This is a genomic window from Burkholderia sp. AU45274, assembly GCF_030482505.1.
GTDB lineage: Bacteria > Pseudomonadota > Gammaproteobacteria > Burkholderiales > Burkholderiaceae > Burkholderia.
This window is the reverse complement of record NZ_JAUJQE010000019.1, coordinates 46,364-70,753: the sequence shown is the minus strand read 5'-3', so window position 1 is coordinate 70,753 and position 24,390 is coordinate 46,364. Positions and strand designations below refer to the sequence as shown.

General features: G+C 66.4%; 19 protein-coding genes. 10 read left to right on the top strand and 9 right to left on the bottom strand.

The window, feature by feature from the left end; genetic code table 11:
- Position 1 precedes the first annotated feature (1 nt).
- The 3 genes from QZM35_RS36070 to QZM35_RS36060 all read left to right on the top strand — a co-directional run bounded on the left by QZM35_RS36070 (position 2) and on the right by QZM35_RS36060 (position 4,052).
- Positions 2 to 802, top strand: a complete 801-nt coding sequence (locus QZM35_RS36070; protein WP_089430565.1) for a DUF3304 domain-containing protein — start codon at positions 2 to 4, stop codon at positions 800 to 802.
- A 117-nt stretch (positions 803 to 919) separates the two neighbouring features.
- Complete coding sequence (locus QZM35_RS36065) at positions 920 to 1,765, top strand: DUF3304 domain-containing protein (protein ID WP_089424363.1); 846 nt, start codon at positions 920 to 922, stop codon at positions 1,763 to 1,765.
- Complete coding sequence (locus QZM35_RS36060; RefSeq protein WP_089424364.1) at positions 1,758 to 4,052, top strand: DUF2235 domain-containing protein; 2,295 nt, start codon at positions 1,758 to 1,760, stop codon at positions 4,050 to 4,052. The genes QZM35_RS36065 and QZM35_RS36060 overlap by 8 nt, the downstream gene beginning before the upstream one ends.
- Positions 4,053 to 4,156: 104 nt before the next feature.
- Here the strand turns inward: QZM35_RS36060 and QZM35_RS36055 are convergent, their stop codons facing one another.
- From QZM35_RS36055 to QZM35_RS36040, 4 genes are all read right to left on the bottom strand, one after another.
- Complete coding sequence (locus tag QZM35_RS36055; protein WP_174975227.1) at positions 4,157 to 5,119, bottom strand: OmpA family protein; 963 nt, start codon at positions 5,117 to 5,119, stop codon at positions 4,157 to 4,159.
- A gap of 4 nt (positions 5,120 to 5,123) precedes the next feature.
- Positions 5,124 to 6,113: a type VI secretion system-associated protein TagF gene (gene tagF / locus QZM35_RS36050; RefSeq protein ID WP_069246999.1), complete on the bottom strand. Its 990-nt coding sequence runs from the start codon at positions 6,111 to 6,113 to the stop codon at positions 5,124 to 5,126.
- Positions 6,110 to 10,054 carry a type VI secretion system membrane subunit TssM gene (tssM, locus tag QZM35_RS36045; protein WP_301777682.1) on the bottom strand — a complete coding sequence of 1,315 codons (3,945 nt, stop codon included), beginning with the start codon at positions 10,052 to 10,054 and terminating at the stop codon, positions 6,110 to 6,112. The genes tagF and tssM overlap by 4 nt, the downstream gene beginning before the upstream one ends.
- Positions 10,055 to 10,355: 301 nt before the next feature.
- The gene (locus QZM35_RS36040) at positions 10,356 to 11,201 is read right to left on the bottom strand and encodes a M15 family metallopeptidase (RefSeq protein WP_069247001.1); all 846 of its coding nucleotides are present in this window, start codon (positions 11,199 to 11,201) and stop codon (positions 10,356 to 10,358) included.
- Between the two features lie 121 nt (positions 11,202 to 11,322).
- Between QZM35_RS36040 and QZM35_RS36035 the strand changes: the two genes are divergently transcribed.
- Entirely contained in the window at positions 11,323 to 12,294 is a 972-nt protein-coding gene (locus QZM35_RS36035) for a phage tail protein (protein WP_089424366.1), read from the top strand.
- Positions 12,295 to 12,502: 208 nt separating this feature from the next.
- On the top strand, positions 12,503 to 13,528 hold the full coding sequence (locus QZM35_RS36030; protein WP_089424367.1) for a transporter: 1,026 nt from the start codon (positions 12,503 to 12,505) through the stop codon (positions 13,526 to 13,528).
- Positions 13,529 to 13,560: 32 nt separating this feature from the next.
- Here the strand turns inward: QZM35_RS36030 and QZM35_RS36025 are convergent, their stop codons facing one another.
- Together QZM35_RS36025 and QZM35_RS36020 are read right to left on the bottom strand one after the other, a co-directional pair.
- Entirely contained in the window at positions 13,561 to 13,710 is a 150-nt protein-coding gene (locus QZM35_RS36025) for a DUF1427 family protein (RefSeq protein WP_226207833.1), read from the bottom strand.
- A gap of 27 nt (positions 13,711 to 13,737) precedes the next feature.
- A complete protein-coding gene (locus QZM35_RS36020; RefSeq protein WP_301777681.1) occupies positions 13,738 to 14,715 on the bottom strand; it encodes a zinc-binding alcohol dehydrogenase family protein in 978 nt (325 codons plus the stop codon).
- Positions 14,716 to 14,877: 162 nt separating this feature from the next.
- Here QZM35_RS36020 and QZM35_RS36015 point away from each other — a divergent pair, with 162 nt between their 5' ends.
- Positions 14,878 to 15,798, top strand: coding sequence for a LysR family transcriptional regulator (locus QZM35_RS36015; protein WP_089424369.1), 921 nt, complete (start codon positions 14,878 to 14,880; stop codon positions 15,796 to 15,798).
- A 123-nt stretch (positions 15,799 to 15,921) separates the two neighbouring features.
- On the opposite strand, the gene QZM35_RS36010 is transcribed toward QZM35_RS36015, so the two are convergent.
- A complete protein-coding gene (locus QZM35_RS36010; protein WP_206150921.1) occupies positions 15,922 to 18,090 on the bottom strand; it encodes a M1 family metallopeptidase in 2,169 nt (722 codons plus the stop codon).
- 643 nt (positions 18,091 to 18,733) lie between these two features.
- On the opposite strand from QZM35_RS36010, the gene QZM35_RS36005 reads away from it, so the two are divergent.
- From QZM35_RS36005 to QZM35_RS35995, 3 genes are all read left to right on the top strand, one after another.
- Complete coding sequence (locus QZM35_RS36005; RefSeq protein WP_301777680.1) at positions 18,734 to 19,228, top strand: LEA type 2 family protein; 495 nt, start codon at positions 18,734 to 18,736, stop codon at positions 19,226 to 19,228.
- A 138-nt stretch (positions 19,229 to 19,366) separates the two neighbouring features.
- Positions 19,367 to 20,500 carry a class I SAM-dependent methyltransferase gene (locus tag QZM35_RS36000; RefSeq protein ID WP_301777679.1) on the top strand — a complete coding sequence of 378 codons (1,134 nt, stop codon included), beginning with the start codon at positions 19,367 to 19,369 and terminating at the stop codon, positions 20,498 to 20,500.
- 89 nt (positions 20,501 to 20,589) lie between these two features.
- Positions 20,590 to 21,480, top strand: coding sequence for an SAM-dependent methyltransferase (locus tag QZM35_RS35995; RefSeq protein ID WP_089424408.1), 891 nt, complete (start codon positions 20,590 to 20,592; stop codon positions 21,478 to 21,480).
- 83 nt (positions 21,481 to 21,563) lie between these two features.
- Here QZM35_RS35995 and QZM35_RS35990 read toward each other — a convergent pair whose 3' ends face one another.
- A complete protein-coding gene (locus QZM35_RS35990; protein WP_041492730.1) occupies positions 21,564 to 22,136 on the bottom strand; it encodes a DUF1415 domain-containing protein in 573 nt (190 codons plus the stop codon).
- A 55-nt stretch (positions 22,137 to 22,191) separates the two neighbouring features.
- Complete coding sequence (locus tag QZM35_RS35985; protein ID WP_089424373.1) at positions 22,192 to 22,812, bottom strand: TetR/AcrR family transcriptional regulator; 621 nt, start codon at positions 22,810 to 22,812, stop codon at positions 22,192 to 22,194.
- A gap of 219 nt (positions 22,813 to 23,031) precedes the next feature.
- Between QZM35_RS35985 and QZM35_RS35980 the strand changes: the two genes are divergently transcribed.
- On the top strand, positions 23,032 to 24,315 hold the full coding sequence (locus QZM35_RS35980; protein ID WP_089424374.1) for an MFS transporter: 1,284 nt from the start codon (positions 23,032 to 23,034) through the stop codon (positions 24,313 to 24,315).
- The last annotated feature ends 75 nt before the right edge of the window (positions 24,316 to 24,390 follow it).

Sequence of the window (24,390 nt, the reverse complement as noted above, 5' to 3'; positions counted from 1 at the left end):
GATGTGCATGCTTGCGGCGACGATGTGCGCTTGCGGGAAATCGGAGCCGGTGTATAGCGGGATTTCGGTGATGGGCCGGAATTATCTGCCGTACAACCTGAGTGGATTCACGATCGCCGACGCATTTGGCAATACGGCGAGTGGCGGAGGCGATGACCCGCCGGGTGCCGGCGGCGGCAGCGTGAAGTGTTGCTACAAGCTCAAGGGCACGGAATTTGTCGTCAAGTGGAATTACTACGATGTCGACCAGTGGCACAAGGGCGACAAGCAGATGTTGCATGGTGAGACGAAGGTATCGATGCCCCAGTCTCAGGTGCCCGACAACGTGGGGTCACGAATTCTTGAAGTGCATTTCTTTCCGGACCGGCATGTCGAATTTCAGTTTCCCGGCCAGTTAGTTGATGACGCACGTCTGCCGATCGTCGCCGTCGTGAAGTGGATGAAGCAGTACCAGACGCAACTCGATAGACGATACGACGAGCGCGAAGATCAGCAGTTTCGCCGTATCGCTCGTATTGTCGCGTCGGCATGGTTGAAATACGGTCTGACGGATCGTGACGATTTGGAGCAGTACACCTACTTCAGTTTGCTCATGAACAGTCGATTCGATACCCATCCGGAGGCTCAGCGCATATTGAAGAGCACGGCGAGCCAGCCAGGTGCATTTGCGAAGTGGGCGCTGTCGCTTCCAGATCACGTGCGTTTCGAAGTGACGAGCGGGAAATTCGTCGCCGTAGCCGCGCCGTCGATAGCTGACGGTTTGCTGCCGTCAGCGCGTGTCGACGAGGCCCAGCATGGTTGATTGTGCGGAGAGCGGTCGTGCAACGAGGGAAGGGCGGTTTGCGCGACAGGCGGAACGATTCCGATGTACTGATACGTCGGTAACGCATGCAGGACAATCTTCGGAAGGAAAACCTCAGTGAATAGATCAACGAGACTTTCGAGTCTGGCGAGCCGTGTCCTGGCAGGGTGTCTGCTCGTGACGGCCGTGGCGGCGTGCAGCAAGTCGGAGCCGACGTATAGCGGTGTTTCGGTTATCGCTCACAACTACCTTCCGTACAACCTGGACGGATTTACGATCACCGATGCCCACGGAAACAAGGCCGGCGGCGGCAATAGCCTGCCGGGTGGCGGAGGCGGGGTGACGTGTTGCTACAAGCTCCAGGGAACCGAGTTCACGGTCAAATGGAATTATGTCGACGTCGACCAGTGGCACAAAGGGAACGAGGAAACGCTTCACGCCGAGGCAAAGGCGACGCTACCGCCGTCGCAGGTTCCGGAGAAGGTCGGCGATCGAATTCTCGAGGTTCACTTCTATCCGGATCGTCACGTCGAACTTCAGTTTCCTGGCGTGCTGATGGACGAATCGCGCATTCCGACGATCGATGTGGCGCGCTGGATGGCGAGCCGGTATCAGGTGCAGCTGAGCAAACGGTACGACGAGCGTGAAGACCAGCAGTTTCGTCGTATTGCGCGGGTCGTCGCGATGGCTTGGCTCAAATATCGCCTGACCGATCTGGACGATCTGAAGCAATACGCCTACTACGCTCTGCTCGTGAACAATCGCTTCGACGCGCATCCAGAGATCCAGCGCCTGTTGCAGGCGGATGCTGGCAAGCCGGGTGCCTTTGCGAAGTCGATGCAATCGTTGCCCAAAAATACCCTGTCCGAATTGACGAGCGACACGTTCGCGTCGGTCACGGTGCCGTCCATTCCCGACGGGCTGGTTCCACCGCCGCGCGTAGAGGAGAAAAAGCATGGCTGAGAAAGTCAAACTCGATCCGGATGACGCAACGCCGACATCTGTCTACGCGCAAATCGCGAGGCAGAACGAGACGATGTATCCGAAGGGCGATTGCATGCCGTGCGGGGCGACGATTCGGATGGGCTTTTTCTTCGATGCGTTCGGACGGCATCGCGACCTCGACGATCAATCGAGTTCGCAGTATTCCAATATCGCCCGGCTTTGGGAGGCGCATCGCGACATCGAGGATCCGAGGCGACCCGCGAATCAGTTCTGGCTCCGCTTCTACTATTCGGGATTGGGCACGCCGCTGAACGAATCGGCCAAGGCCAGCGAATGGATCAATGCGGGCGTGGCCGCTGCCAAGATGGCGGGCAAGAAGGCCCTGAGCGGAGCGGAGTCGGTTGCCAAATCATTCACGCGCGTCAATACGCCACTCAAACAGATCAGTGCGAAAAAGCGTGTCGACGACGTCAAGAAGCAACTCATCGACGGGTTTCTCGAGGGGGATTTTTCGCTTCGACCCATCGACAAGGCATTTCAGGATCTTCGCAAGGACATCGAGCACATCCCCGCTCAGGCGCGGCGTGTGATGAACGTGTTGAACGCATCGCAGGAGCGTTATTGGGAACGAACCAAGGCGACAGGTACGCTGTTGTGGCGCAACGCGAAGAACGATTTCAAGAACAACGTCAAAGGCGCTCCGATGAAGGCGGGCTGGGCGGTTGCGCGCAGTCTTTTTGTCGGCATAGCGATGGAAAACGTGCCGATCGTGCGTGACAATGCCGTCATGGCCAAGGCGTTTGGAACGGGTGTCGATACCCGGTTGATCGCCGCGAAGGACCAGTTCAAAGCCGCGTACGAGGCCGTGAAGAAGCAGATGCCGAAAGTTCGAGCCATCGAGGTGTCGGTGTTCGGGGCGGACCGCGGGTGCGTGCTTGCACGCGCGTTCATCAACGATCTGGCGGAGAAATACAAGCGCAGGGACGATACGGATCTCGCGATTGAAGGCGTGCCTATCCAGATCAAGTTCGTCGGATTGCTCGATGCCGTTTCGTCCGTCATGTCGGAGGAAGCCGGCGAGCTGATCGGAATGGTGCCTTACCTGGGTATGCTCAAGACCAGCTTCAAGGATCGTCCTCTCGCGATACCGGCCAGCGTGCAACGTTGTGTCCATTTCGCCGCGGCGCATGAGATGCGTTTCTATCAGCGTCTCGATAGTCTCGAGAAAACCCGCGGCGAACAGTTTCTCTATCCGGGCACGAGTTGTGATGTCGTCGGTGGCGCGCCGAGCGGATCGCTGGGGCTCAATGCCGAGCTGATGAGAGTTCCGCTGCAGGACATGTTGCTGGAAGCGGTCAAGGCGGGCGCCGTTATGGACACCATGGAGGATTTGTACCTGTACAACGCGCCGGTGTTCAAGCGCTTCAAGCTCTCGGATCCGATCAAGTACGGCGGTAAGGACTATCGAATCAGGGCGCTGGTAAACGCCTACCGGACTCTCGTCCCCCGTAAACCCGGCGCCGACTTCATGGAGCATTCGAAAGTCTTCATGCGCTGGATCTCGGCCCGCTATATGGACCCCGAATTCCGTCGCACGATCGCTGACCCCGTCGCCGACTGGAAGCGCAACATGAGCGACGCCGACCTGCAGCGCAAGACCGCGAAGTCGCAACTCGACTGGGAACTGCAGCGACAAGGCATCAACATGAGCATGCTGGCCAGCCGCAGCCCGGATGATCAGGCGAAGCTTCGGGGAATGAAGGCGGCGAGCGACGCGGCGCAAAAACGCTATGAGAAGTTGATCGCGGAGGCGCCGAATGACTATTCGACGGTGTGGGAGCGTCTCGAAAAGGAAGCGGCAAAGAAGCTGCGCAGCGCGTCGTACCAGGACGGCTGGAAGCAATCCGCGGAGCACATCCGAAATCTGCCGGAAACGTGGGATTCTGATAACAAGGTCAGCGCGGCTACGGTCGAGGCCGCTATGCTGCCCGAAGCTGAAATGGAGCTCGTGTCAGCCTGGAAGGAGGGCATCGAAGGCAAGCATCCGTTGCCACCCGACGTGATGGCACTGTTCGACATGCTCGTCCACGACACATTGCTGACGAGCTGGCAGGACCATGTGCTGGCGCCGTCACTGTACTTCCGGACACGCGACAAGGATACGTTCGGGTCGAGTGATCTCGACAAGGAAGCGAAACAGCGCAAGAAGGACGACCTCGCCGCCGCCCGTATCGACCAGGCCGCCAAGCAGAGCCAGGAATGGGCGAAAAGGTACAAGGGCGGTGCGACGCCTCCCGTTCATTGACGGCGGTAGCCGCCCATGAAAAACGGGCGGCGACAATTCCCGTCGCCGCCCGCATCGGATGATCGCCCGCCGGCTCGCGATGGAGCCGGCCGCCCTCCGCAAATTTACTGCCCCACCCGGAACTCGATCCGTCGATTCCGTGCCCGCCCATCCGCCGTATCGTTCGGCGCGATCGGCTGATCCGGCCCGACACCCGTCGTCGTCATCTGCTGCGGCGGAATGCTCTTCGTGATCAGGTAGCCCTTCACCGAATCCGCGCGCGCCTGGCTCAGCGCGATGTTCGACGTGCGGTTCCCCGAGTTGTCGGTGTGGCCGATGATGTCGACCGTGCGGTTCTGCATCTTCGCGAGTGCGGCCGCCATCTGGTCGAGGATCAGCTTGCCCTGCGGCGTGAGCGTCGCGCTGCCCGTCTCGAACTCGATCGTCCGGTTCGCGAGCGTCTGGTCGAGCACGCCCTGTTCGGACGCCGACACGCGCAGCCCGTTCTTGATCGTATACGTCGGGTTCAGCGTGTTCGCCATGTCGCTCGCGAGTTGCTGGCGTTGTGCCTCGTTGTGCACCTCGCCCTTCATCTCGATCTGCGTGCCGTTGATTTTCAGCTGCCCCTTGCTGATCTGCTTGAGCTGCGTGCCGAGCAGCTTCTGCACGTTCGCGCTCCAGTTCGGCGGCGTCGCGACGTCGCCCACCTCGATCTGGTCGACGACGTTCGTTGCACCGTAGGTATCGCGCAGCTTCTGCAGCACGGCGGCCTTGGTCGCCTCGTCGGGCACCTTGCCGCCGACGACCACCTGGCCGGGCGTCGCGGTCGCGGGCGGCGGCGTGAGGGTGTTCGCGGTGCCGGCCGTGCCGTGCACGACGGCGCCGGAAGCCGTCCCCGGCGCGGCGCCGGGGTTCGCGGACAGCGCGGTGGTCGCGACCGTGCCGTTGCCGACCGGCGTGACGGTCGCGCCGGTGTTCTGCGCGAAGGCCGCGCCGCCGGCGAAGAGCCCGGCAGCGAGGAGGGCGGCGACGGCGGGCGAGCGCGCGGCCGAAAAGCGTGCGCGCCGGGCTTGAATCGTGCGATGCATCCCGTCAGCCTCCGATGAACGCTTCGCGGAACGCGTCGATGGCGACACGCAGCGAGAGTTGCGGTTGGTCGAGGTAGCTGACGAGCTTGCTGATCTGGTGATCGTTTTGCGCATGGGCGTCGATCCACTCGGGATCGTCGATGTCGATGTTGTGGGCGGCGTAGGTCTGCGGGTCGACGACGCTCAGCAGCGTCTTCGCCGACGCGCCGTTGAAGCCGATGATGAGCCGTTCGCGCTCGGCGATCGTGCCGATGAAGATCGCGAGCTCGAAGTCGGCCTGCGCGACGAACGGCGCGATCAGTTCGAGCCAGAACGCGGCGACGAGGCTGCGGTAGAACGGATCGACCGGCAGCGGCAGCGTGAGGCCGCGCTCGATGTGCGACGAGCCGCTCTGCATCACCGGCCGCAGCAGCGAGCCGAGCGCGAGCATCGCGCCGCGCAGCCGCACCGGATGACCGCTTTCCAGCAGCATTTCCTGGAGGCCGTGCAGCGTCTGGTGCTCGACGAAATCGTTGAAGGTGCCGTCATGCGACGTGCCGGGGCCGCCGATGTCGATCGGCACCTGCGTGTCGCCGAGCGCCTGCAGCGCGCCGGGCGGCTCGTCCTTGCCGAGCAGCGGCGGGATCTGCGTGGCGACGCGCGACCACAGCCGCGCGAACGCGAGCGGGCTGCGCGCGAGGAACGCGAGCGGCCGGTCGACCTCGAGCGCGGTCGCACCGAGGAACGGGAAGCGGCGCATCGACACGTCGTGGCTCGCGACCATGTGGCCCGCGATTGCGAGCTTGCTGCGCGAGCCGAGGAACGCGAAATGCATCGGCTTCGCATCCTCGTAGACGAGCTTCCAGCGCGGATCTTCCGCGAGCAGTTCGAGCGCCTGCGCGATCCAGCGGTCGAGCGTCTGCAGCAACTGCGGGTTGTGCGGGCTCTTCACGAAGTCGCCGCGCGACGGAATCTTGCCGAAGTAGGCGATCTGCGCCTGTACGGTTTGCGTCATTGCGCCCCCTGGGCATGCGTTGCGTTGGCGGCCGCGACGGCCGGCGCTGCGGCCGGCGTGCCCGTGCCGGCGGTCTGGGTTGCGTTCTGCGCGGCGCCCGCGCTCGCGTCGGCGACCGACGACGGCAGCTGCAGGCCGCGCAGGCTCTGCTGCTGCGGCTGGTCACCGCCACCGCCGGACGGTTGCGACGTGCTGATGATGCGCATCGTCACCGACACGTTCACGCTGCCCTGCGCCCACGTCAGGTCGAAGGTGCCGTCCGGGCGGCGCTTGCGTTGCGCCGAGTTGATCAGCTTCTCGAGACCGTAGCGGCCCGGCTCGTTGACGAGCTGCACCGTGCGGCCGTCGAAGGTCGTCGCGGACAGCGTCGCGCCCGGCGAGCCCTGCGGGTTTGGCCACACGAAGTTGGTCCACTGCGGCGGCGTGTTGCGGTAGCGCAGCTGCTGGCCGTCGATCGCGATCGTGTATTCCGTCGTGCCCGTGCTCGGCTGCGGCAGGATCTGGAACACGGTCTGCGGCTCGGACGACGCGGCGGCGCTGCCTGCCGCACCGCCGGCGAGCGGCGCGACCCAGCGTGCGAAGCCGTTCGTGAAGTCCGGCGTGAGGCCGATGCCCATGTCGCCCCACGTGCGGGCGGCGAGGGTGTCGCCGCGGCGTACCGCGAGCGGCCCGAGCGTCGTGCCGACGAACTTCGCGATCGAGCCGTCCGGACCGAACACCTGCGCGATTTCACCGGCGCCGGCCTCGACCTTCGCGCTCGCCGCGAACGGGTACTTCGTCGCGAGCGAGTTCTGGAACGGCTGGTAGACCTGCGCGTTCCACACCTTGTTGACTTCGGCGCTGGCCGGCTGGATCACGACCGCGAAAGCCTGCATCAGCGGCCGCACCAGCAGCGGACGCAGCGACTTGCGTTGCGAATCGGTGAGGCCCGTCAGCATCTGCTCGTCGACGAGCTTCAGCGAATCGGCGAGTTCCGACCCGTTGCCGTCGAGCGTCTGCTGCATCAGCTGGCGTGCGCCCGGGCCCGGGTCGCCCTGGTTCTTGATCACGTTGAAGCGCGTGCGGACCTTCGACAGCGATTCCATGTAGCCCTTGAGCATCGACGTGCCGTCATGCAACGCGACGATCCGCGCGAGCCCGATGAACTCCTGGCCGATCGGACCCATCGGCACCTCGGCCGGATTGCCGTTGATGTCGATGTTGGCGGCCGCCACCTGGCCGGCCGGCGAGCGCGAGAACAGTTGCTTGACCCAGTTCACGACGCCCGTCTGCGCCTTCTTGATCGTCACGTTCGCGAGCGACGGGTTGTCCCACGAGGTCTGGTCGTACGCGGTCTCGAGGATCTTGCGGATCGGCGAATCCTGCGGGTCGCCGAGGCGGTTCATCCCGTCGACGGCCTGGCCGAAGCTGCTGAAGCCCTGCACCGCGATGCCCTGCATGAACTTCTGCCAGTGCTGCGCGTACTCGGTCTTGTACATGCCGACCAGCGTCTTCTGGATCTGCTCGGGGCTGCCCTCGAGCGTCAGGTCGTCCTGCGTCGACGTGTTCAGCACCCAGTCCTTCGCCTGCAGTTCCTTGGTCGCCGCGTCGCGGATCGCCGGCTGCACGTAGTCGAACCACGCTTCGCGCGTGAACGTGCCCGGAATCGCGTAGCTGCCGGCCACGAGCCCCTGGTTACCGTCGCCGACGATGCGCGCGATGGTCATCGGCGCGAAGCGGGTCGACGCGCGTGCCTTGATTTCCTCATAGACGCGCTGGCGGGCCGGCATCCCGCGCACGACGTGGCGCAGGTTCTCGCGGGTCTGGTCGACGAGCGCGAGGTTCGCGTCGATCATTGGCCAGTCGTTGTCGTTCACGCGGGCGAGGTAGAACGAGATCATGCGCTCCGCGCTCTTGATCATCTCGTCGCGCGGCATGTTGCCGCGATTCGTCTCGAGCCAGCCGCGCCAGAAGCGGGCGAGCTGGTCGGTCAGGTGCGCCTGCTCGACGTGGCGCTTGTCGGACAGCATCAGGTACGTCTTGAGCGCGTTGTACGCGTCCTGCACGTTGGTCGGCGACGCGTCGCTGTAGAGGCCGCCCTGCGGTGCGGCCGGCTGCTGCGCCGGGGCCGGCGCGGCGCCGGACGCGGCCAGTGCGGCACCGGCCTGCGGCGCGGCGCCCGCCGCGTTCGTCGAGACCGGCATCGTGCCGCCCTGCACGGCGCCCGATTCGGGCGGGCGCGTCATCGGCACGAGCTGTTCGGGGTGCGCGTTCACGTCCTTCATGAACGACGCGAGGTTCTGCGACACCGGGGCCAGCAGGATCTGGCGCACGCCGTTGTAGTACTCGGTCAGCAGGTGCTGCTCGAGACGGTCGCCCTGGTACAGGCCGAGCGACACCGAAATCGGCTTGTCGCGGCGGAACTGCTCGAGCTGCTCGATCCGGTCCTCGAGGATGTCCATCGCCTGCAGGCGCGACTGCAGGTCGTTGCGGCCCTGCTGCAGGCGCGTGACGTTGTCGAGGTCGGCCTGCACGTTCGCGACGAGCTGCTGGTTGCCGATCGTCGACCAGGTCCAGCCGCCGAGCGCGAGCGCGAGCGCCGCGACGAAGCCGAAGAAGGTCGCGTAGCGCAGCCGCGTCTTGGTCGGGCTCGCGAACTGCCGCACCGTCTGGCGGTCCGCGAAGATCACCTTCGAGAACAGGTCGCGCAGGAAGAAGCCGTTCTTCGAGAACGCGCTGTGCGGCTTCGGCAGCGCGGCGCCGTCGAGGCCGAAGCGATGCGCGATGCGCTGCGCGGCCGCGCTGTTGGTTTCGCCTTCCTGCAGCGCGCTGGTGAAGTAGAAGCCGCGGAAGATCGGCTTGTACTGGAACGGGTTGTTCTCGAACAGCGTCGCGAGGAATGCGCGCAGCGACGGCTTGATCGTCGAGAATTCGAGCGGGAAGCTCAACTGGCCCGGCGACAGCTGGTTGCCGCGCGACAGCGACAGCTGCGCGACGCTGATCTCCTTCAGCCCTTCGTAGAGTTCCTCGAAGTGCGTGTCGAACTGCGCGACGACGTCTCGCTTGTCGTCGGGTTCGTAGGGCAGGGTGGCGCCCCACACGCGGTCGTACTCGTGCTTGTCGCTGCTGCTGAAGAATTCGGTGAAGCCGGTGATCAGGTCGGCCTTCGTGAACATCACGTAGACCGGCGCGAACACTTCGAGCTTCTCCGTCAGCTCCTGAACGCGCTGGCGGAGGTTTTTCGCGAGGTTGATCGCGAATTCGGGGCGGTTGCCGGTGAGTTCGGCGATGCTCGCGGTGACGATGATGCCGTTGATCGGCGCCTTCGGGCGGTAGCGCTTGAGCAGGCCGAGGAAGCCGAGCCACTCGCTGCGGTCTTCTTCGTGCACCGAATAGCGGCCGGCCGTATCGAGCAGGATCCCCTCGGTCGTGAAGAACCAGTCGCAGTTACGCGTACCGCCGATGCCGTGGATCACGGCGCTGTTCTTGTCCGCGAACGGGAACTGCAGGCCGGAATTGAGCACGGCGCTGCTCTTGCCCGCGGCCGGGTTGCCGATCACGATGTACCACGGCAGTTCGTACAGCGCGGAGCCGCCCGACACCTGGCCGATCTTCGACGTCTTGATCGTCTTCACCGCATCCGACAGGCGCGTGCGCAGCACGTCGAGGTCGGCCGTCTTCGCGTCGGGGGCGAGCGCGGCGGCGGCGGGCGCGGCGATCTTGCCGGTTTCCGCCTGCTCTTCCAGCACCTGGCCGAGCTGCTGGTTCGCGCGCTTCACGCGCCAGCGGCGCCACAGCGCGACGACGAGCCACAGCGCGAGGATCGCCGCGAAGGCGATCGCCGCCCACAGGAGCGGCAGCTGCAGCATGTCGGCGACGATGAAGAGGATGGCCGCTAGCGCGACGATCCCGACGATCGAGAGCGTACGCGGATGAGTCAGCACGTTGAGGATGCGTTGCATAGGACGTTCAGGTTCCGGTGCGATTCGATGAGGCGACGCAGGCGCGCCGAGCGGCAAGGGTGGCGCCGCGATGTGTCGCCATGCTGTCAAACGGGATGAAGGGGGCTGGCATCAATGCGCCCGCGGCATCGGAGAAGGCGCGCGCATTAACGAAAGGACGCTGTGAGATTTAAAACGGAAGCGGCGGCCGGAAAAAATCGCGCACCGGAATGCATGATTTTTTGCGCCGCCCATATCGTTTCCTGCCGGGATATTAAAAAGCCCCATGCCGCCCTCATTATTTCCTGTCCGGCAGCCCTGGCTAGCTGCCGCGTCCCAGTTTAAAACCGGGTTTATGGTATTCCACGTGCCCGAGATCCATCATTTTCCAGCGGCCCCCCCAGGTCAGGCCAACCTGTTCGGCGACCTGGCCATACAACTGGTAGCCGCGCATCGCCCACGGATCTTTCTCGGAGATGACCAGCTTGCCGTCGCGCAGGAATGCGTTGTCGGCCGCCAGCCCGAATTGGTGATAACTCTGGAAGGCGGCCGCGTTGGTCACGTTGGTGCCCATCTGCGCCAGCCGGTTCTGCCGTTCCGGGCTCCGATAACCTTCCAGCAACGCCATTTCATAACCATATTGTTCGTGCATGATCTTGTAGACCAGCAGCAAACGCGTACGGAAATCCGGATCCAGCAGGTTCCAGTCGCGGCTCGCATCCTTCAGCGCCGGGCGTACCTGTTCGACTTCCTTGGTGGCGAAGACTTCCGGCGGCAGCGGCGGGGGCGGCACGAGTTGTTCGCCCTGCAGCAGCGCGGCGATCTTCTCGTCGGGCACGCGCGCCGTGTCGTCGTACTGGAACAATTGCCGGCCGCGTAACGCAATGGCGACCAATGGCGGCGTCGCAAGAATACCTGCCGATACCATAATCATCAAGCGCCGGCGAACCAGTAAATTTTGCACGTCGTTTAAAGCGCCGCGCGTAGCGCTTGCCGATTTAACAATCTGACTTCGCGTACGCGAGGCGCGATCGTTCGCGCGGCGCGTTAGACGGCCGTGAAACTGGGCGACGGATTCGAATACGGTCGCGCGGATACCCGGTAAAAGCAACAGTGCCGCAACCGCTACGGCAAGGGCGAAATAGGCGACGAGTGCGACGGCAATCAAAGAAATCCCCGGAAATTGGAATTGATTGTGTTTTGCAATGCTTGCTCTTAGAATCAGGCTGCTTCGAGAGGCCGGGCTATATTATCGCGGTGAATTAAACCAGGATTCAATGAGACGCTGAATGAGTGCGCCGGAAAATTCAAATTCGAAATCTCCGCCCAGCCTGCTGTCCGATACCAAACCGGCAGGCGACGGAGCTCAGCAGTCGCGCATTCTCGCGAATCTGGAAGGACGTGTCACGCCGCCGGCCGAGGCGCCGCGCCGTTCGCTGAAGGCGCCGATCGCCGCCGTCGTGGCCCTGGTGGTCGCCGTCGGCGGCTGGGGCGCATGGCGCATGCAGCATGCGGGCGAGCAGGCCCCCGCCGTCACGGCCGAGGCTGCGCCGGCAGCCGCCGCGCCGGCGAAGGCCGCGGCGGCCAGCGATGCCGCCGTGCAAGTCGCGCAGAATGCCGCGTCCGCCGCATCCGCCGTGCAACCGGCCACGATCGTCAACGACGACGCAGCTTCCCGAACCGTTGCATCCGCATCGTCCGCGTCCGCCGCGGACAACAGCCGCCTGTCGCGAGCGCTCGCCAATGGCGCCGACGACGCATCGGGTGCGGCCACGGCCGGTGCGGCCGCCGCCGCTGCTGCCGCGACGACCAAAACCGCGAAGGCCGACGCCGCGAAGGGCGACGCCGCGAAGAGCGCGAAGATCGCCGCGCACGGCAAGACCGATACGAAGGCCGACACGAAAGCCGAGGCCCGCAAGCGTCACAAGGAACAGCAGGCCGAGCTCGCGCAGGCGAAGAAGCATCGCGACGCGACGCCGGCCCGTACCGCGAAGGCGGGCGGCAAGGACGATCCGGATGCGGACCTGCTCGCGGCGCTCGTCGCGCGCACGAAGCCGGCCGACAAGAAGCTCGCCGCGCAGAAGGCGCAGGCCGTGCCGACCAAGACGGCCGCGACGACCGGCTCGCTGGCGTCGCGCGTGAAGGAGTGTTCGGAGCGTGGTTTCTTCGAGGATCAACTGTGCCGCTGGCGCGTCTGCGATGGTCACTGGGGCAAGGATCCCGCGTGCCCGAGCGCCGCGCAGTCGGAGACGCGGCAGTAACGCGTCCTGCGCGTGTCGACCCGCCGCACCTGCGCCGCCCGTTGGGCGGCGCGTTGCTTTTGGGGGCCGCGGAACCGGACGGTATGATGCGGCGTGACGCTGTCACCGGCGCGTCATGCCCGTCGGGCATACGTCTCCTTTCCATTTCCGGCGCGGGCGCGCGACCCGTTTTGCGCGGCGCGCCGTGTGCAGCACGACCTTCGACACGATGGACCTGATCGTACAGACTTACGGCGCCGATACGTCCGGCATGGTGTGCGGATTCCGCTTCGTTCCCGGCGGCTCCGGCGCGACGCTCGATGCGGACGCGGCTGCCGCGTGGCTGCGCACGTGCCGCGCGCACGATGCCGCGTCGGACGATTTCGTCTGGCTGCACTTCAATCTCGCGCACGGCGCGAGCGAGCGCTGGATGCGCACGCATCTCGAGCTGCCCGACAGCTTCTTCGAATTCCTTCACGAAGGCTCGCGCTCGACGCGCATCGAGCAGGAGGACGGCGCGTTGCGCGCGATCGTCAACGACGTGATGTTCAACCTCGAACTGACGCCGTCGGAGATCGCGACGCTGTTCGTCCACGTCGAGCGGCGCATCATGGTCACCGCGCGGCTCAAGCCGCTGCGCTCGGTCGACACGCTGCGCGCGTGCGTGCGCGACGGCGAGCAGTTCAGGTCGCCCGCGGAACTGCTCGTGCACCTGCTGCGCGACCAGGCCGACCTGCTGATCCAGATCATGCGGCGCACGAGCGTCGACGTCGACCGCATCGAGGATCGCTTCCTGTCGCAGCGGCTCACGTCGAGCCGCATCGAGCTCGGCGCGATGCGCCGCACGCTGACGCGCCTGCAGCGCATGCTCGCGCCCGAGCCCGGGTCGATCTTCCGGCTGCTCGCGAAGCCGCCCGCGTGGCTGCATCTCGAAGACGTGCAGGAGCTGCGCGAATCCACCGAAGAGTTCTCGCTGGTGCTCGCCGATCTGGCCGGGCTCAACGAGCGGATCAAGCTGTTGCAGGAAGAGATCGGTTCGCGTCTCGACGAGCAGAACAACCGGACGCTGTTCACGCTGACGCTCGTGACCGTGATCGCGCTGCCGATCAACATCGTCGCCGGCTTCTTCGGGATGAACGTCGGCGGCGTGCCGTTCTCGGAGAACAAGCACGGCTTCTGGCTGATGGTGCTGCTCGTCGCGGGTTTCACGGCGCTCGCCGCGTGGTGGGCGTTCCGTCGGCGCGACGACCGCTAGCACCATCGGCGCCGTATCGACGCATCGACACGTCAGCGCAGCAGCGCGATCGCGCGTTCGCCGATCACCATCCCGAGCAGGCCCACGAGCGCGACGAGCGGCGGGGCGGGCGAGCGCACGTGCAGCAGTGCGTACACCACGCCGACGCCGAGGCCCACCGCGAGCGAAGTCACGTAATCCATCATGGCAGTCTCCCGTGTGGTCCGGCGTCAGGGCTTGAGGATGACGCGCTCGCGCGCACCGGCCAGCACGGCGCGATACGCGTCGTGTGCGCGCTCGAGCGGGTACACGTAGTCGTCGCCGATCGGGAATGGGCGCAGCGTGCCGTTGCCGAAGCCGGGCGCGAGCGTGTCGAGGATCTGCGCGACCGTGGCGCCGCCGAGCTGCAGCGAATCCACGCCCACGAACGTGTGCTGGCCGCGATAGAACGTGAAGATGTCGAACGGCACGCTGCGGTCGATCGTCGAGATGAAGATCTGCCGAGCACCGATCGCCATCGACGCGTTCGCCGCTTCGAAGTACGGGCTGCCGACCGTGTTGTAGACGATGTCCGCGCCGTGGCCGCCGGTTGCCGCGCGCACCGCGTCGGCCACCGGTTCTTTTGACGCGTCGATCATGTGCACGTCGCCCGATGCGTGGCCGCGATAGCCGCCGGCGCTGCGCTCGACGCCGATCACGGTCGCACCGTGCGCGCTCGCGAGCTGGATCGCCGCCTGGCCGACCTTCCCGTTCGCACCGAACACGAGCACGACTTCGCCGGCCGTCGGCATGCCGGCGCGGCGCAAGCCTTCGTACGCGGTGACGAACGGCACGCCGACGCCGGCCGCTTCGTCGAGCGTCAGCACGGCGGGCTTGCGGCGCACCAGGGCCGCGTCGAGCACGAGCCATTCTGCATGCGAGCCGTCGCGATGCACGCCGAGATCGCCGCCCGAGCCCCACACCGGCGCGCCGATCCAACCGTCCGGGCCGCTGCGCACGATGCCGGCCCAGTCGCGCCCGGGCGTGCGCGGCCACGCCGCGTGCGGCATGCGGCCGAGCGCGGCTTTCACGTCGCTCGGGTTCACGCCGGCCGCGCGCACCTCGATCAGCATCTGGCCGTCGGCCGGGACGGGCGGGTCGATTTCCCTGACGCGCGCGTCGAGCGACTCGATGTCGGCGGCGGGGGCGTCGAAGCGGATGCTGCGCATGATGATCTCCGTGGCGGATGGCTGTCGCGCGGCCCAATGGGGGCGGTGCGTGCAGCGAGTGGAAAGGGTGCATGCAGTCTAGTCGGCCCGGTTTGACGCGGAAACGCGCAAAGGCGGATGATTGCTTTGCGTTAAACGCATAGCCAATTTCGAAGGCACCGAATGGACGACTTTCTTTCCCCGCATCTGGCGCTGTTCGTCGACGTGGTCGACCAGCAGAGCTTCTCGGCGGCCGCGCGCCGGCTGGGTGTCGCCGCGTCGTCGGTCACGCGGCGCATCGACCGGCTCGAGACGCAGCTCGGCATCCGTCTCCTGCATCGCACCACGCATGCGTTGCGGCCGACCGAGGCCGGGCAGTTGCTGTACGGGCGCGCGACGCGGATGCTGGCCGAGCTGCGCGGCCTGCAGGAAGACTTGCACAGCCAGCACGACGAGCCGAGCGGGCTGCTGCGCGTCGACTGTCCGGCGCCGTTCGGCCGCCGGCATCTGATGGCCGCGCTGGCTGCCTTCATGCAGCGTCATCCGGCGCTGCAGGTCGACCTGGTGCTGACCGACAGCATGGTCGACCTGCAAGGCGCGCGGCTCGGCTCCGACGTCGATCTCGCCGTGCGCATCGGCCCGCTCGAGGACACGCGCTTCGTCGCGACCGTGCTGGCGCCGCAGCGGCGCGTGCTGTGCGCGAGCGCGGCGTATCTCGCGCGGCGCGGCGAGCCCGAGTCGCCCGACGCGCTCGCCGGCCACGACTGCCTCGCCTGGCACGGTGCGCCGCCGCCGGGCGCATGGCGCTTCGGCGAGCGCCGTCACGTGCCGGCGCAGCCGCGGTTTCGCAGCAATCATTCGGAAGCGTTGCTCGAAGCCGCGATCGACGGGCTCGGTCTCGCGCACCTGCCGACCTGGCTCGCGGGCGACGCGCTGCGCGACGGGCGCTTGCGCGCGGTGCTGCCGCAGTTCGCGGCGGCGCCGGAGCCGGCGACGATCCACGTGTTGCGCCAGCAGGCGCGCGGCACCGCGCGCGCGTCGCGGCTCGTCGCGTTTCTCGCGACGTGGTTCGCGCAGCCGGCATGGGATGCCGCGTGGGCATGACGGCGGGCGGGTTCCCGTGCCGAAAGAAAAAAGGGCCTCGCATGCGAGGCCCGTCAAAGGTCGGAGAAACCGGTACGCCGGCCGGCAGCCGCAGGCTGCGCGGCGCCGGCCGGAGGCGCACCGTTACTGCGTCACTACCTTGCGCGGCTTGAAGATGCCCTGGTAGTGCAGTGCCGGGCGTTCCTTCGTCACCGGCTCGAGGCCGCCGAAGGTCGGCGTCTGACGCAGCTTCATCGCGGCCGGCGAAGCGACCGAGCCGATCGACGTCGAGCGCGAGGCCGGCGCGAGGTTGTTCGCGACGAGCAGTGCGGCCTCGCTCTTCAGGTTCGCGAGCAGGACCGGATCGGTCGAGCCGTTGACCTGCGTGAGCAGCCCGCTCCAGGCCGCGTCGCTGTAGTTCACGACGTAGTAGTCGAGCCCGCTCGGGTCGGCGACCACGCCCGAGCAGCCGTCGACGCGCGTTTGCGTCTGCGTGTCCTTCAGCGCGAGCGTCGTGCGTTTCGCGAGACCCTGGCCGTACGCGAGCGTGATCGGCACCGTCCATTGCAGGCCCGGATACGCGTTCTTGTTCGGGAACGGCTGCTGTTTCAGCGTGATGACCGTCTGGTTCTTCGTCAGGTCGCACTGCGTGTCGAGCGAGATCAGCGGCACGCCGGTCTGGCGGACGTAGCTGTCGCCGATCGCGCCGATCGCCTGGCCGCTTTCCTTCGACAGCGCATCCCACAGACGCTTCGGCGTACCGTTGCCGAACGAGTAGTCGACCAGGTACTGCTGCAGACCCTTGCGCAGCGTCTGTTCGCCGAGATAGTTCTCGAGCGTCTTCAGCACGTGGCCGCCCTTGTCGTACGTGAACGCGCTGGCGCTCAGCACGAAGTCGTTCGACGCCCAGCCGTTGAAGTTCGGTGCGACCGGGAACGCGTTCGGGCCGATGTCACGATTGATCACGCGGTACTTGTTCTTCACCTGGTCGAGCCAGCTGAACTCGTCGGGGAAGAACTGGATCGTCGTCTTCGTCTCGAAGAACGTCGCGAACGACTCGTTGAGCCACACGTTGTCCCACCAGTCGGCCGTGACCAGATCGCCGAACCACTGGTGCGCGACTTCGTGCGTCAGCACCTCGTTGCCGTAGTGCGACATCGGCTGGCCCGGCTGCGGCAGGATGTCGTCGGCGAACTCGAGGATCGATCCCCAGTTCTCCATCCCGCCGAAGTTCAGGTCCTTCTGCTCCTTGAACGCGTCGTTCGCGGCCACCGTGTCGAACTTCGTGAGCGGCAGCGCGATGCCCGTGTAGCGGTAGTAGAAGTCGAGCGCCTGCTTGGTGCGGTCCATCGCCGGCTTCGCCCAGTCGCTCATGCCCGGCGGCGTGAACACGCGCAGGTGCAGGCCGCCCTTGCCGCCCGGCAGCGGGCTCGTGAAGTCGTCCTCGTAGGTGTCGAACAGGCCGCCGCCGAAGAACAGCAGGTACGACGGCATCGGCGGGGTCTTCTCGAACTGCACGAGCTTGTAGCCGCCGCCGACGTTGGTCGACGGCTTCTCGGCCGCGTTCGACACGACCCGCCAGCTTTGCGGCACTTCGGCCGTCACCTCATAGGTCGGGCGGAACGCCGGCTCGTCCCAGCCCGGGAACCACTGGCGCGACAGGTTGGTTTCGCCTTGCGTGAGGATCGCGCCGCTCGTCTTGCCGTCGGTGCCCTTCAGGTCGACGCGGAAGACGCCTTCCGCGGCCGAGCAGCCCGGGTACGGATCGTTGCCGCAGCTGCCGCCGGTGTGGTTGACCGGATCGTCATACGACTTGAAGTTGATGATGCCCGACCATTCCATGTGCAGCGAATAGTTGCCCGGCGAGATCGTGCCGCTCACGGGGCGCAGCTGGTAGAAGTCGCCCTTGTCCTGCGGCGTCGCGATCAGCTGGATGTTGCCCGGCTGCAGCGTGATGCGGCCGTTCGTGAACTTGATCCGGTGGCCGGCGATCACGATGTTGTTGACCGGCTTCAGCACCTTGATCTCGACGTCGGCACGGCCGTCGAACGCGTTCAGCGCGTCGTTCGGGCGGAACCACAGCCGGTAGTTCACGGGTACCACGGTGTCCGGCAACTCGACAGGCGAGACGCTCTTGTCGACGTTGGATGCGCTCGGCGGCGCGGTGACGGTGGGCGACGAGCCCGAGTGCGGCGCGCCGGCGGAGCTGAGCGCGGACGCCGAGCCCGCGCCGCCGTCGTCGCCGCCGCACCCGGCTAGCGCGAGCGCGGCGACGATCGGCAGATAACGCATCTTGCGAATGTTGATCGACATGACTGAAACCTCGATTGTTGAAAGAATCGTTCAGTGCTGCGAAAACGCCGGCAAAAACAATCCCCTCGCCGTTAATCAACAGCGATGAAAATGCCAATGACGGATTATTCGAAAAGACGGCGGCCGACTACGTGAAGGTAATCATGGTTTACTGCCCCCTCTGGATTTCCGGATGTCGGTTAACTTGCCGGTTCAAAATGGCCGGGCGCGTGTTGTACTGAATTGATTTCGCGCGCACGACACGGAGCCGCACGCCCTGGGCGGGCGTGCTTTCCCCTTTGAACAGACGACCTACGGGGCTGGCCGGGCCTCGTCGCAGGATGGCAGGAAGGCGTGTCGCCGTTCCGTAAAATCACCGTCATGCGGCTTCAAGGTTTGTCGGCTTGCTCGAAGGATGCGTAAATATACTTGATGGTTTTAGGTAAAGGAAACGAAAAATTTAGAAATTGCATCTATTGAATTCGTCGTGCTTCATTGAATGCTGGGGAGCATTAATGCGCTTTCCGTTTGGCATTTGTTTTCGTAGTTTTAATCTATTAACGATCTCGCGTGGCTGCGAAAACTACGAAACCCGGCGTACCGGGGTGGGCTCGGTACAATGCAGCGACGATCCGCTCACCGATTGCCGCGAGGAGGTTCTCCCATGCCATGCACCTTGTTCCGTATCGCGCCGCTGCGCGCCGTGCTGCTGCTGTTCGCCGCCGTGCTCCTGCTCGGCGGCTGCGCGGGGCTGACGCGCGACCCGGTGCGCGTGACGGTCGCCGGGCTCGACCCGCTCGTCGGGCAGGGCCTCGAGATGCGTTTCAGCCTGAAGCTGCGCGTGCAGAACCCGAACGACGCGCCGATCGACTACGACGGCATCTCGGTCGCACTCGACCTGAACGGCACGCCGTTCGCGAGCGGCGTCAGCGATCGCTCGGGCACCGTGCCGCGCTTCGGCGAGGCCGTGCTCGACGTGCCGGTTTCCGTGTCGGCCTTCGCCGCCGCGCGGCAGGCGTGGAACCTGCCCGGCGCGGCCGCGAACGGCGCGCTGCCGTATGCGCTGCGCGGCCGGCTCGCGGGCGGCGTGCTCGGCACCGTGCACTTCAACGATGCGGGCACTTTGCGCCTGCCCGCGATGCCGGGGTGGGGCGGCTGAACCCGGCGAGCACGGCGGCGCGCGGCGCGGGCCGGCCCCCGCGCTTTGCCGCGCGGGCAAAGCGCGGTATGGTGTGAGCCGCGCGGCGCCCGCAATAGAGTCGCGCCGCCCGTTGAAGCCAACCGTAACCGAGTTCGCGTGACCGATTTCCCTGTTTTCCACTGGACCGACGCCGACGGCGCCGATCATGCCGTGCGCTGGCGCTCTGAAGCCGGCATGCAACCGCCGAAGCGCGCGGTGCCTGCCGACGACCGCCTCACCGCCGACGCGGCCTACCGTCTCGCCTGCGAGGGCACCGCGCTCGTCTGGCAGGGCGATTTCCAGAATGCGCGCCAGCTCGTGCAGGCGATGGCGCGCCGTGTCGAGCGCAAGCCGAAGAAGGCGAAAGCCGCGGCCGGCGTCGACGCGTTCAACCTGCATCGTCTCGCGCAGTCGCAGCGCGCCCGCACGCTCGGCATGCTGCTGATCCCGCTCGAGGCCGACTACACGATTCCGCTGCGCCGCGCGCCCGACGTGCGTGCCGCATGCGAAGAGGCGTACGGGCCCGGCGGCGCGCCGTCGGTCGTGTCGCTGCGCGAACTGCTCGGCCTCGTCGGTGCGCACGAATGGCGCAAGAAAGGGGTGCCGATCCCGGCGCTCGGCGGCGCGCCGATCCATCCGCACTACGGCGTGTTCTCGCCGGTGCGCGGCGAATACGTCGAACTCGTCGCGCGCGCGCCGCTGCCGGCGACGTCGCTCGCGTTCGACATCGGCACCGGCACCGGCGTGCTGGCGGCCGTGCTGGCGTCGCGCGGCGTCGAGCGTGTCGTCGCGACCGATCAGGATCCGCGCGCGCTCGCCTGTGCGCGCGAGAACGTCGAACGGCTGGGCCACGCGGATCGCGTCGAAGTCGTCGAGGCGGACCTGTTCCCGGCCGGCCGTGCGCCGCTCGTGGTCTGCAACCCGCCGTGGGTGCCGGCCCGGCCGAGCGCGCCGATCGAATACGCGGTCTACGATCCGGACAGCCGCATGCTGCGCGGTTTCCTCGCGGGGCTCGCCGCGCACCTCGAGCCGGGCGGCGAAGGCTGGCTGATCCTGTCCGATTTCGCCGAGCATCTCGGCCTGCGGCCGCGCGACACGCTGCTGCAATGGATCGACGAAGCCGGCCTCGTCGTGCTTGGCCGCGACGACATCCGTCCCGCGCACCCGAAGGCGATGGACGCCGACGATCCGCTGCACGCGGCACGCCAGGCCGAGGTCACGTCGCTCTGGCGGCTCGGCGCACGAGCCTGACCGCGCATTTTCGGTAAACTGTCGCCATTCCTCACGAATTCCCGCCGCCGGGCCGTGGTCGACCGACCGTGGCCCGGCGCCGCATCACGATGTCGAACAAGACCCACGAAATCCGCCCGGAGCAGTCCGTCGAGCTGCTGAAGGAACTGCACATCCTCACCCGCGACGGGAAGCTGAACCAGGACAGCCGCCGCAAGCTGAAGCAGGTCTATCACCTGTTCCAGTTCATCGAGCCGCTGCTCGCCGGCGTGCAGGCCGAGCGTGGCAGCGTGACGCTCGTCGACCACGGCGCCGGCAAGTCGTATCTCGGTTTCATCCTGTACGACCTGTTCTTCAAGCAGCAGCCGGGGCACGGCACGCCGGCGTTCGCGTCGCACGTGTACGGGATCGAGACCCGCGAGGAACTCGTCACGCGCTCGGCCGAGCTTGCCGCGCGGCTCGGGTTCGGCGGCATGTCGTTCCTGAACCTGTCGGTCGCCGATTCGATCACGTCGCCGAAACTGCCTGAAACGGTCGACGTCGTCACCGCGCTGCACGCGTGCGACACGGCGACCGACGACGCGATCCGTTTCGCGCTCGCGAAGCGCGCGCAGCACATCGTGCTGGTGCCGTGCTGCCAGGCGGAAGTCGCGGGCGTGCTGCGCAAGAACAAGGGCAAGTCGCTCGCGAACGCGCTGACGGAAGTGTGGCGGCATCCGCTGCATACGCGCGAATTCGGCAGCCAGATCACCAACGTGCTGCGCTGCCTGCAACTCGAAGCACACGGCTACCAGGTCAGCGTGACCGAGCTGGTCGGCTGGGAGCATTCGATGAAGAACGAGCTGATCATCGCGCAGTACAAGAACCTGCCGCGCCGGCGGCCCGGCGAGCGGCTGAACGAGATCCTCGGGATGTTCGGGCTGGCCGAGCTGAACGCACGCTTCTTCGTGCCGGAGGCTGCGGCCGCGGGCGGCGAGGTCGTCGAACCGGCCGCCGGCTGATCTGCACGTAGGCGGGCGCGTCGCGTGCGGCGCACGTTACACGCCGTCCGTTGCCCGCCGCCCGCCGCACGTTACACGCCCTGTCAGACGTCGTCGCCCGGCCGGCGCATCCATTCGCGCCAGCCGTCATGGCCGAGGCGCCGCAGCGTTTCCTGATTCTTTTCGTAGATCGCGGACGCGTCCGGGAACGCGTCGACCGCGCGTGCGATGCTGTCCTCGCGCAGCAGGTGCAGGATCGGGTACGGCGCGCGGTTCGTGTAGTTCTCGATGTCGTCGGGCTCGCTGCCCTCGAACCGGTAGTCCGGATGGAAGCTCGCGATCTGCAGCACGCCGTCGAGCCGCAGTTGCCGCACCAGCCGGTCGGCAAAGAACAGCGCATCGTTGTAGTCGATGAAATCGGCGAACGCATGCGGGAAGATCACGAGCGTCGTGTCGACCTGCTGCGGGTCCGCCGCGTCGAGCGCGCGCAGTTCCGTTTCGAGTTCGGCGAGCGCGTCTTCCAGCGTCGTCGCTTCGCTGATCGCGTAGCGCACCTGTTCCTTCACATAGACGCTTTTCGCGAACGGGCACAGATTGAGCCCGATCACCGCGCGCGCGAGCCAGTGCCGCGTGGCGGCGAGGATGTCGTCGTGCGATTCGGGGCGGGTGTCGGTCATCGTGAAACCAGTCGGGCGGAAGGGCGGCAAGGGCCGCATTGTAGCGGGCGTGCCGTCACGCGCAGGCGGCTTCGATCAACTGCGTGACGAGCGCGGGCGCGACGCCGATCGGCGTTTCGCCGTGCCGGTAGGTCTGGCTTGCCGCGTAGATGCCTTCGATCACCAGCGCGAGCGAGTCGGCGAGCGCCTGCGGCTGCCGCGCGCCGGCGTCTTCGCACAGCGCGACGAGCCGCTTCATCAGTTGTTCCTTGTTCTGCGCGACGCGCTCGCGCGCCGGGTGCGACGCATCCGGGAATTCGGCGGCGACGTTGACGAACGGGCAGCCGCGGTAATCCTGCTGCGTCGCGCGCTCGGCGAGATCGACGAAATACTGGATCAGCTGCGCTTTCGGCTGGCCCGGGTGCTTCGCGACGCTCGTGTTGAAGCGGTCGAAGAAGCACGCATCCATCCGCTCCAGGTACGCGAGGATCAGCTCGTCCTTCGACGAGAACTGGCGATACAGGCTCATCTTGTTGACGCCCGCGCGCTCCACCACCGCCTCGACGCCCACCGTCCGAACGCCTTCCTTGTAAAACAGCTCCTCGGCGGCGCGCAGCAGGTGCTCCTGCGCGGTGGCGCCGTCGATCGGGCGGCGCGTGCGGCGCGGCAGCGGTTTGGCGATCTCGATGCCCGACATGATGACCCTCGACTGCATATTGGATTGCTTGACATGTTACCGATTGGTCACTACGATCGCAACACACTTGTGACCGGTCGGTAACAAAGCCGACCGGATCGACAGACAAATGCCAAGCGTCGGCCCGGGTCAGCCGATGCAGCGTGCGGCGGAGGAGGCCTGGCAGGGCGAGCGGCGCGGGTGCGGAGGCACCGGAGCCGCCAACTGGAGAACGCGAAGATGAACTGGGCGGTGACACGAATCGGCGGGCGCTTCCACTACGGATGGCTCGCGGCGGCGGTGGTATTCCTGATCCTGCTGGCGGCGGCCGGCACGCGCGCGACGCCGAGCGTGCTGATGGTGCCGCTCGAGCGCGAGCTCGGCTGGAGCCGCGCGGCGATTTCGCTGGCGATCTCGGTGAATATTGCGCTGTACGGACTGACGGGCCCGTTCGCGGCCGCCGCGATGCAGCGCTTCGGGCTGCGTCCGACCATTCTCACCGCGCTCGTGACGATGAGCGCGGGCGTCGCGCTGTCATCGATGATGACGCAGAGCTGGCAGATGGTCGTGATCTGGGGCCTGATGGTCGGCTGCTCGACGGGCGTCGTCGCGCTGACGCTGTCCGCGACCTTCGTCACGCGCTGGTTCCATGCGCGGCGCGGCCTCGTGATGGGGATCCTGACCGCGAGCACGGCCACCGGCCAGCTCGTGTTCCTGCCGATGCTCGCGGCGATCGCGCAGCGCCATGGCTGGCGGCCGGTCGTGCTGGTCGTCGCGGTCGCGGCCGCGATCGTGATTCCGCTGGTTGCATTCCTGTTGCCCGAACGGCCGGCCGACGTTCAGCTGCGCCCGTACGGCGAACCGGCCGATGCGCCGGCCGCCCCCGAGGCGACGAAGGAGAACCCGCTCACGGTCGCGTTCCGCACGCTGCTGACCGCGAGCCGTTCGCGCGATTTCTGGCTGCTGTTCTTCAGCTTCTTCATCTGCGGCGCGAGCACCAACGGTTACGTCGGCACGCACCTGATCGCGATGTGCAGCGACTACGGGATGACGGAAGTGCAGGGCGCGTCGCTGCTTGCGGCGATGGGCGTGTTCGACCTGTTCGGCACGACGCTGTCGGGCTGGCTGTCCGACCGCTACGACAACCGCGTGCTGCTGTTCTGGTACTACGGGCTGCGCGGGCTGTCGCTGATCTACCTGCCGCACGCGTTCGGGGTCGATTTCTTCGGGCTGCCGCTGTTCGCGATGTTCTACGGGCTCGACTGGATCGCGACCGTGCCGCCGACCGTGCGCCTCGCGACCGACGTGTTCGGCAAGGCTGCGGCGCCGGTCGTGTTCGGCTGGATCGTCGCCGGCCACCAGCTCGGCGCGGCGTTCGCGGCGCTCGGCGCGGGGCTGCTGCGCGCGAGCCTCGGCACCTACACGATCGCGTCGATGATCTCGGGCGGGCTGTGCATCGTCGGCGCGCTGATCGTGCTGCGGATCAACCGCGGCCCGTCGCGGGCAGCCGCGCAGGCGGCCTGAGCGCGGCAATCCGATGGCCCGGCCGGCCGTGCGACGGATGGCCGGGCAATGCACGCACGGCGATTTGCATAGCGC

Excerpts from the sequence above, each read along its gene's own strand:
- QZM35_RS36035 (WP_089424366.1), top strand. The coding sequence starts at position 11,323 with ATGAGTGCGCCGGAAAATTCAAATTCGAAATCTCCGCCCAGCCTGCTG.
- QZM35_RS36055 (WP_174975227.1), bottom strand. The coding sequence starts at position 5,119 with ATGCATCGCACGATTCAAGCCCGGCGCGCACGCTTTTCGGCCGCGCGC.
- QZM35_RS36010 (WP_206150921.1), bottom strand. The coding sequence starts at position 18,090 with ATGTCGATCAACATTCGCAAGATGCGTTATCTGCCGATCGTCGCCGCG.
- QZM35_RS36015 (WP_089424369.1), top strand. The coding sequence starts at position 14,878 with ATGGACGACTTTCTTTCCCCGCATCTGGCGCTGTTCGTCGACGTGGTC.
- QZM35_RS36025 (WP_226207833.1), bottom strand. The coding sequence starts at position 13,710 with ATGGATTACGTGACTTCGCTCGCGGTGGGCCTCGGCGTCGGCGTGGTG.
- QZM35_RS36070 (WP_089430565.1), top strand. The coding sequence starts at position 2 with ATGTGCATGCTTGCGGCGACGATGTGCGCTTGCGGGAAATCGGAGCCG.
- QZM35_RS35985 (WP_089424373.1), bottom strand. The coding sequence starts at position 22,812 with ATGTCGGGCATCGAGATCGCCAAACCGCTGCCGCGCCGCACGCGCCGC.
- QZM35_RS36060 (WP_089424364.1), top strand. The coding sequence starts at position 1,758 with ATGGCTGAGAAAGTCAAACTCGATCCGGATGACGCAACGCCGACATCT.
- QZM35_RS35995 (WP_089424408.1), top strand. The coding sequence starts at position 20,590 with ATGTCGAACAAGACCCACGAAATCCGCCCGGAGCAGTCCGTCGAGCTG.
- QZM35_RS36005 (WP_301777680.1), top strand. The coding sequence starts at position 18,734 with ATGCCATGCACCTTGTTCCGTATCGCGCCGCTGCGCGCCGTGCTGCTG.
- tagF (WP_069246999.1), bottom strand. The coding sequence starts at position 6,113 with ATGACGCAAACCGTACAGGCGCAGATCGCCTACTTCGGCAAGATTCCG.
- QZM35_RS36030 (WP_089424367.1), top strand. The coding sequence starts at position 12,503 with ATGGACCTGATCGTACAGACTTACGGCGCCGATACGTCCGGCATGGTG.
- QZM35_RS35990 (WP_041492730.1), bottom strand. The coding sequence starts at position 22,136 with ATGACCGACACCCGCCCCGAATCGCACGACGACATCCTCGCCGCCACG.
- QZM35_RS36020 (WP_301777681.1), bottom strand. The coding sequence starts at position 14,715 with ATGCGCAGCATCCGCTTCGACGCCCCCGCCGCCGACATCGAGTCGCTC.
- tssM (WP_301777682.1), bottom strand. The coding sequence starts at position 10,054 with ATGCAACGCATCCTCAACGTGCTGACTCATCCGCGTACGCTCTCGATC.
- QZM35_RS35980 (WP_089424374.1), top strand. The coding sequence starts at position 23,032 with ATGAACTGGGCGGTGACACGAATCGGCGGGCGCTTCCACTACGGATGG.